Source organism: Vibrio sp. (assembly GCF_050299255.1).
GTDB lineage: Bacteria > Pseudomonadota > Gammaproteobacteria > Enterobacterales > Vibrionaceae > Vibrio.
In genome coordinates this window covers 22,260-29,553 of sequence record NZ_JBNKVP010000041.1, presented here as the reverse complement: position 1 = coordinate 29,553, position 7,294 = coordinate 22,260, and the positions used below count along the sequence as shown (strand labels likewise).

9 protein-coding genes are annotated in these 7,294 nt (G+C 51.7%); 5 read left to right on the top strand and 4 right to left on the bottom strand.

What is annotated here, in order from left to right; translation table 11 throughout:
* From ACQY6F_RS12015 to ndk, 5 genes are all read left to right on the top strand, one after another.
* The coding region (locus ACQY6F_RS12015; protein ID WP_428774651.1) for an Hsp70 family protein at positions 1-966 on the top strand (966 nt) is incomplete at its 5' end.
* Between the two features lie 13 nt (positions 967-979).
* Positions 980-1,318 carry an ISC system 2Fe-2S type ferredoxin gene (gene fdx, locus ACQY6F_RS12010; protein ID WP_428774649.1) on the top strand — a complete coding sequence of 113 codons (339 nt, stop codon included), beginning with the start codon at positions 980-982 and terminating at the stop codon, positions 1,316-1,318.
* 54 nt (positions 1,319-1,372) lie between these two features.
* Positions 1,373-1,567, top strand: coding sequence for a Fe-S cluster assembly protein IscX (iscX, locus tag ACQY6F_RS12005; protein ID WP_428774648.1), 195 nt, complete (start codon positions 1,373-1,375; stop codon positions 1,565-1,567).
* A 170-nt stretch (positions 1,568-1,737) separates the two neighbouring features.
* On the top strand, positions 1,738-3,024 hold the full coding sequence (gene pepB / locus ACQY6F_RS12000; protein ID WP_428774646.1) for an aminopeptidase PepB: 1,287 nt from the start codon (positions 1,738-1,740) through the stop codon (positions 3,022-3,024).
* A 71-nt stretch (positions 3,025-3,095) separates the two neighbouring features.
* Complete coding sequence (gene ndk, locus ACQY6F_RS11995) at positions 3,096-3,521, top strand: nucleoside-diphosphate kinase (RefSeq protein ID WP_428774644.1); 426 nt, start codon at positions 3,096-3,098, stop codon at positions 3,519-3,521.
* Positions 3,522-3,621: 100 nt separating this feature from the next.
* On the opposite strand, the gene csdA is transcribed toward ndk, so the two are convergent.
* From csdA to ACQY6F_RS11975, 4 genes are all read right to left on the bottom strand, one after another.
* Positions 3,622-4,830: a cysteine desulfurase CsdA gene (gene csdA, locus ACQY6F_RS11990; RefSeq protein ID WP_428774642.1), complete on the bottom strand. Its 1,209-nt coding sequence runs from the start codon at positions 4,828-4,830 to the stop codon at positions 3,622-3,624.
* Positions 4,827-5,429, bottom strand: coding sequence for a DJ-1 family glyoxalase III (locus tag ACQY6F_RS11985; protein WP_428774640.1), 603 nt, complete (start codon positions 5,427-5,429; stop codon positions 4,827-4,829). Before ACQY6F_RS11985 ends, csdA begins: the two co-directional genes overlap by 4 nt.
* Complete coding sequence (gene panE, locus ACQY6F_RS11980) at positions 5,426-6,316, bottom strand: 2-dehydropantoate 2-reductase (protein WP_428774638.1); 891 nt, start codon at positions 6,314-6,316, stop codon at positions 5,426-5,428. The genes ACQY6F_RS11985 and panE overlap by 4 nt, the downstream gene beginning before the upstream one ends.
* Before the next feature lie 115 nt (positions 6,317-6,431).
* A complete protein-coding gene (locus ACQY6F_RS11975; RefSeq protein WP_428774636.1) occupies positions 6,432-7,211 on the bottom strand; it encodes an outer membrane protein OmpK in 780 nt (259 codons plus the stop codon).
* Positions 7,212-7,294: the final 83 nt, after the last annotated feature.

Below are 7,294 nucleotides of genomic sequence, written 5' to 3'. Positions count from 1 at the left end.
CGTGACCAACTCAATCAGTTAATTCAGCCTTTGGTGAAGAAAACGTTACTCTCTTGCCGCCGGGCGCTGAAGGATGCCGGAGTAACGGCAGACGAAGTACATGATGTGGTGATGGTAGGGGGCTCGACCCGCACCTTACTGGTCAGAGAGATGGTCGGTGAATTCTTTGCCCGTACGCCGTTGACCAGCATCAATCCGGATGAAGTGGTGGCGGTAGGTGCCGCGCTGCAGGCCGATGTATTAGCCGGCAATAAGCCTGATGCTGAAATGCTGCTGCTGGATGTGATTCCGTTATCACTTGGTATCGAAACCATGGGCGGCCTGGTTGAAAAAATCATTCCGCGCAATACCACTATCCCTGTGGCGCGGGCGCAGGAGTTTACCACCTTTAAAGATGGTCAGACTGCGATGACGGTGCATGTGGTTCAGGGCGAAAGGGAGATGGTCGACGACTGCCGCTCGCTGGCTCGCTTTGCACTGAAAGGCATCCCGCCAATGTCGGCCGGTGCGGCGCATGTGCGTGTGACCTACCAGGTTGATGCGGACGGCCTGTTGTCGGTGACGGCGATGGAAAAGAGTACCGGTGTTCAGTCTGATATTCAGGTGAAACCTTCCTATGGCCTGAGCGATGATGAAGTGGCGAATATGCTGCGTGACTCCATGACTCATGCCAAAGAAGACATGCAAGCACGCGCGCTGGCCGAACAGCGCGTAGAAGCCGACCGCGTGATTGAAGGCCTGATTTCTGCCCTGCAGGCCGATGGTGATGAGTTGCTTTCTGAAGCGGAGCGTCAGGAACTGCTACAAGCGATTGAATCACTGATTGCACTGCGCAACGGTGATGATGCCAATGCTATTGAGCAAGGGATCAAAGATACCGATAAAGCCAGCCAGGAATTCGCCTCTCGCCGGATGGATAAATCCATCAGAGCGGCATTATCTGGTCAGTCTGTGGACGATATTTAAGAGACAAAGAGTTATGCCAAAAATTATTGTATTGCCTCACGAAGATCTGTGTCCTGAAGGGGCAGTATTAAACGCTGAAACCGGAGAAACAGTCCTGGATGTGGCGTTGAAAAATGGTATTGGAATTGAACATGCGTGTGAAAAGTCCTGTGCCTGTACCACGTGTCACGTGATCATTCGTGAAGGTTTCGATTCACTGGAAGAAAGTGAAGAGATGGAAGACGACATGCTCGACAAAGCGTGGGGATTAGAGCCTGAATCTCGCCTGGGTTGTCAGGCCAAAGTCGCCGATGAAGACCTGGTGGTTGAAATTCCAAAATACACTATTAACCTTGCTAAAGAGAATCATTAATCGCGCCGCCGCTCAGTGCGACTTTGGCGTCATTAACCAAATAAGGAATTGATCATGAGATGGACAGACTCAAGAGATATTGCCATCGAGCTGTGTGATAAGTTTCCGGACACTGATCCGCAAACCGTGCGTTTTACCGACTTACACCAGTGGATTATGGAGCTGGACGGGTTCGACGATGATCCTAACCATTCCAATGAAAAAATCCTCGAAGCGGTAATTCTCTGTTGGATGGATGAACGCGATTAAGCCGTTTAATTCATCTTACAATTGATAATAAAATCAAGCGGGCCAAGAGCCCGCTTTTTATCAAGCTTTGTTTATCAAATTGACACTTTGATGCTGCAAGATGCTAACATCAGCGAGTCAGAATCAAGAAGCGGCGCAGACGACGCCGTCCTAAGAGACAAGGAGAAACCATGTCTACACAGATGTCGGTATTTTTAACACATGAACCCTCAGCTCCTCAGTGGGGCGAAAACGCGCTACTGTCATTTAACGACCAGGGTGCCACTATCCATCTTAATACAACTCACCCACTGGGTTCGATTCAGCGCGCGGCTCGCAAGCTGGATACCCAGGGAGTCCGTTCGGTAATGTTGGCTGGCGATAACTGGGATCTGGAGTCAGTATGGGCTTTTCATCAATCCTACCGCGATGCTAAAAAGCGCAATCAAATGGCGTGGAATGATTTAGCCGACACTGAGCAGTCAGAGTTGTTGGCTCGTATTCAAGTAACAGAATTTACGCGCGATATTATCAATAAATCGGCTGAAGAAGTGGCACCACGTCAATTGGCCACTATGGCAGCAGAATTTATTAAGTCTGTGGCTCCGGAAGGAACGGTCACAGCAAAAATCGTGAAAGACAAAGATCTGTTGACCGAGGGCTGGGAAGGCATCTACGCCGTCGGCCGCGGCTCTGAGCGGACCTCGGCAATGCTGCAACTGGACTTTAACCCAACCGGAGACGAAAATGCGCCGGTATTTGCCTGTCTGGTCGGTAAAGGAATAACATTTGACTCCGGTGGCTACAGCCTGAAACCATCCAACTTTATGACGGCGATGAAAGCTGATATGGGCGGTGCGGGTACCATCACCGGTGGTCTTGGCTTGGCGATCCTTCGAGGCCTCAACAAGCGCGTCAAACTGATCTTGTGCTGTGCGGAAAATATGGTGTCGGGCCGGGCGTTGAAATTGGGTGATATCATCACTTACAAAAACGGTACCACAGTCGAAATCATGAATACCGATGCAGAAGGGCGTCTGGTACTGGCGGATGGCTTAATCTATGCGAGTGAGCAGAACCCTGAATTGATCATCGACTGCGCCACGTTGACCGGCGCGGCGAAAAACGCCTTGGGTAACGATTATCACGCTCTGATGAGCTTTGATGAGCAGCTTTCCCACAGCGCTTTGACTGCGGCAGCCGAAGAAAAAGAGGGCTTGTGGCCTCTTCCTCTGGCAGATTTCCACCGCGATATGCTGCCGTCAAACTTTGCTGACCTGTCCAATATCAGCTCTGGCGATTACTCACCGGGTGCCAGCACGGCAGCGGCATTCCTGTCTTACTTTGTTAATGACTACAAAAAAGGCTGGCTGCATTTCGACTGTGCGGCAACTTACCGCAAAGCAGCGACGGATAAATGGGCCGCAGGTGCCACCGGAATTGGCGTACGTACACTAGCGCGAATTATTAACCAATAACATTTCAGTGAAACAGAGGCAGCCTATAGGGCTGCCTGATAATGATAAAGATAGACGTATAAGGAAACGATATGGCTCTGGAAAGAACATTTTCAATCATTAAGCCTGATGCAGTAGAGCGTAATCTGATTGGTGAGATCTATCATCGAATCGAAAAAGCGGGGCTAAAAATCATTGCTGCTAAGATGGTTCACCTGACCGAAGAGCAGGTAAGCGGTTTTTATGCTGAGCATGAAGGTAAGCCATTTTTTGAGCCGCTGAAAGAGTTCATGACCTCTGGGCCTATCATGGTTCAGGTGCTGGAAGGCGAACGCGCAATCAGTCGCTACCGTGAGTTGATGGGAAAAACTAACCCGGAAGAAGCGGCGTGCGGTACCCTTCGAGCCGATTATGCGCTGAGCATGCGCCATAACTCAGTACACGGTTCGGACAGCCCAGCATCCGCTGCGCGTGAAATCGAGTTCTTTTTCCCACACTCAGAGATCCACCCTCGCTAAGTGTCAGCCTGATTAAACACAGAAAGCCCTGAGCACGCTCAGGGCTTTGTTATTTCTCGGTGCCGGAAACTTAAGGTGAACCAAAGACTGGTCAGGTGGCCTAGAGCATATCCAGGGCTTTTTCTAACGCTTGGATTAGCCTGTCGACATCTTGCTGACTATTGTATAGGCCAAAAGAGACCCGAATCGTCCCGGTTAGCTTGAGTGCATCCATCAAAGGATGGGCACAATGGTGACCGGAGCGGACCGCGATGCCTTGTTGATCAAGCAGGGTGGCTACATCCTGATGGTGAACGCCATCAACCACAAAGCTAAGCAGTGATGCGCCAGGTTGATAACCGACAACCGTCACATCGGGCAGCTGACACAATTTCTGATAGCAATCGGCTTGTAAACTGGCCAGATGTGCTTCGACTTCGTTCAGCGGATACTGCTGATACCAGTCAATCGCAGTGGCCAGTGCCAAGGCACCGGCGACATTCGGAGTGCCGGCCTCAAATTTGCCGGGCAGGCCCGTGTAAGTGGTACCGTCAAAGCTGACCCGTTCGACCATTTTCCCGCCGCCATGCCAGGGGGGCATCGCTTCAAGCAGCGCCAGTTTGCCATACAGCACACCGATACCGGCTGGTGCATACAGCTTGTGTCCGGAAAACACGTAGAAGTCGGCATTAAGCGCCGCGACATTGACCGGTTCGTGGACAATGCCCTGCGCGCCGTCGACCACCACCACCGCACCGACTTGGTGGGCAAGCCCAATAATGGTTTCTATCGGCTGACGGCTGCCGGTGACATTGGTGATATGGGCCACTGCGACGATTTTGGTCCGTGGGCTCAGAAGCTGCTTAAACTCAGCCATATCAAGCTGACAATCGGCGTTTATGGGCAGCTTAACCACTTTGGCGCCGGTTTGCTGGGCGACAATTTGCCAGGGAACGATATTGGCATGGTGCTCCATTTCGCCGACCAGAATTTCATCGCCTGGCTGCAAAGTGTTGCGCGCGTATGTCTGCGCAATCAGGTTGAGCGCTTCCGTTGCACCGCGGGTCCAGATGATCTCCTGAGTTCGGGCTGCGCCGATGAAGCTGGCAACCCGCTGACGCGCTGCTTCAAACTGACTGGTTGCCTGTGCAGTGAGTGCATGGCTACCACGGTGGACGTTGGCGTTTTGCCGGCTGTAATAGTGGCTGATGGCATCTATGACTGACTGCGGCTTTTGTGTGGTCGCCGCGCTGTCCAGATAGCACAGCGGCTGACCATTTACCTGTTGTTGCAGGGCCGGAAACTGGCTTCGAATAGCGTCTACCTTCATGCCTCATCACCCAGTATGTGGTAATGCAGCGTCGGCAGTACCACCATAGGTTCGGCGACCGACCAGGCGTGTGCTTTACCTGACAGATGAATAATAATTTCCATCGCGAATTCAAGCGCGGTGCCAGGTCCCTGACTGGTGATCAGGTTGTGATTGATATCCAGAGTAACTCGTTTACTGCGCCATTTATCTGCCGCTATGTTCGACTGAAAGCCAGGGTGACAGGTCATGATGGCTTCGGGATACAGCTTGTGGTGAGCGAGCACCAGCGCTGGGGCCGCACAGATGGCGGCGACCAGTTTACCGTCATACATCTGCTGTTTTACGATTTCCACTAATACGGTACTGTCGCGGAACGTTTCTGCCCCGCCGACACCACCGGGCAGAATAACCGCATCAAATTCCTCGTCGGCGACATCCACCAGTTTACAGTCGGCCGTCAGCGTGACGCCACGGGACGCTTTCATCGATAACTGACCTTCGAAATCGGCACTGGCGACGATAACCTGATAACCGGCTCGTACCATCATATCGATGATGGTCACCGCTTCCATTTCTTCACTGCCAGGCGCAATTGGCACCAGTACTTTCTTGCTCATTGCTTGTTCCAGCCTTGTTCTATCTGTTTGATTGCCGAATACAGGGCCTGATTTTGCGGCAGCGTCAGGCCGTGCTTTTGGGCGATATTGAGTAAATGTCCGGTAATAAAGTCTATCTCGCTTTGGCGCCGATAGAAAATATCCTGCTGCATGGAAGAGTAGTTGGCGGCAGTCGCCTCGGCAACCTGATAGACACGTTGCAGCAAATCCTCTGCTGTGACCTCAATCCCTTCAGCGCGCATTACTTGGGCAACTTCGGTGACCAATTGCTCCAATGTACTGGTGAAACGGGGCTCAAGCAGTTGTCCGTTGCTAATCTGGTGCAGAGCGGTCAGTGGATTGATCGCGCAATTGATCGCCAGCTTTTGCCACAGCGCCTGTTGGATGTCCGGTTGCCAGCTCACTGGTGGCAGAGCGTGTTGCATCACTTCGCTGACGAAGGCACATTGAGTCGCCAACTGGTTGTAAGGGCCGATTTGTGTCGTCCCGTTACCGGTGTGGCGGACATGGTTTGCATCAACACGATAGGCACCATGGCTGGTGGTGGCCAGCAGCAATGGATTGCGCGGCAGCAGTGTGGCGACGTTTTCCGCTGTGCCCATACCGTTATGCATCAGTACAATAATGGTTTCATCGGCAATCAGGTTTTTTAGCGATTGCATTGCGCCGCTTACCTGGCCGGCTTTGACTGTCACCAGTAATAGGTCACACTGTTGCAGTTGTTCTGACTGGCAATTGGCAAATTGTTGCACAGGGTGCTGATCCAATTGTAACTCTAGGCTGGTGGCTGACTGGCGTGACCAGAGCCCCACGTTGTGGCCTGCTGACTGTAAACTGCATGCCCAAAGGGCGCCGATTGCGCCGGGGCCTAACACGACGATATTCATTATCCGGACTCCATGCATAGAAGCGCAAAGGATACCCCTGATATCAAAGCATTAAAACCCGGCAGCGAAACAAAAATGGCACCCTAAGGTGCCATTTGTCACTCTTGCAGCCTGCTTAGAAGCTGTACTGAACGCGGTAGATTAGAGCATCACCGTAGTGCTGGCCTTGACCCTGGCCGTATACGCCCAGTTTGTTATTGAAGTAACGGTACTGAACTGCAGTAGAGAACTGGTCTGTTACGTGCCAGAACAGAATTGCGGCACCGTTGATACCGTTTTTGCCGCCTTGGTTGGTGGCATACTGGTCGTTGCGATCGAATTCGATTTCGTTCCAGTTAACCAGTGAGAAGTTCTGGCCAAAAGCTTGGAAGGCATAGCGTGCAGTCCAACCAGCCATATAGCCGTTCGCACCATTAACGTTTTGGTAAGTACCAAATTGGTCCCAAGAGGTGATCTCGTGTACACCAACCCAAGGTTTGAAGAACCAGTTCTCACCTTGCAGTGCCGTATAGCCCAGACCCAACACACGGTTCTGCTCGCTTTGGTTAGCATTGTCGTGGTTGTAGACCTGACCGTACAGGCTCATGCCGCTGTCACCCAGATAGACGTGCGCAGTACCTTTCAGAGATGCTTTGCGCTGTTCTTGTGATTTGCCGACGTTTTCGTAATCGTAAAAGCCGTACAGTTCACCCCAGGTGAAACCTGCACCGCCATCAATACCGATTACATACTGGTTACGGGTTTTAGCGGTATCGCGATCTCTGATTGGATTTGGACCGTGATCCCAAGACTGGTGATCCAGATAGACATTACCAAAACCGTACAGGTATTCAGCTTGAGCAGGAATGGCAGAAACTGCCGCAATAACGCCAAGCGCTAAAAGTGATTTACGCATAAGGGGACTCTCTATAATTTGTTCCAAAAACGGTGTTCGTGTTCTGTGGCACAAATCCTTTGCGCACTAGCAGGGAGAATTTT

Bases quoted from the DNA above. Each gene is read 5' to 3' on its own strand.
- fdx (WP_428774649.1), top strand. From the start codon at position 980: ATGCCAAAAATTATTGTATTGCCTCACGAAGATCTGTGTCCTGAAGGG.
- iscX (WP_428774648.1), top strand. From the start codon at position 1,373: ATGAGATGGACAGACTCAAGAGATATTGCCATCGAGCTGTGTGATAAG.
- pepB (WP_428774646.1), top strand. From the start codon at position 1,738: ATGTCTACACAGATGTCGGTATTTTTAACACATGAACCCTCAGCTCCT.
- ndk (WP_428774644.1), top strand. From the start codon at position 3,096: ATGGCTCTGGAAAGAACATTTTCAATCATTAAGCCTGATGCAGTAGAG.
- csdA (WP_428774642.1), bottom strand. From the start codon at position 4,830: ATGAAGGTAGACGCTATTCGAAGCCAGTTTCCGGCCCTGCAACAACAG.
- ACQY6F_RS11985 (WP_428774640.1), bottom strand. From the start codon at position 5,429: ATGAGCAAGAAAGTACTGGTGCCAATTGCGCCTGGCAGTGAAGAAATG.
- panE (WP_428774638.1), bottom strand. From the start codon at position 6,316: ATGAATATCGTCGTGTTAGGCCCCGGCGCAATCGGCGCCCTTTGGGCA.
- ACQY6F_RS11975 (WP_428774636.1), bottom strand. From the start codon at position 7,211: ATGCGTAAATCACTTTTAGCGCTTGGCGTTATTGCGGCAGTTTCTGCC.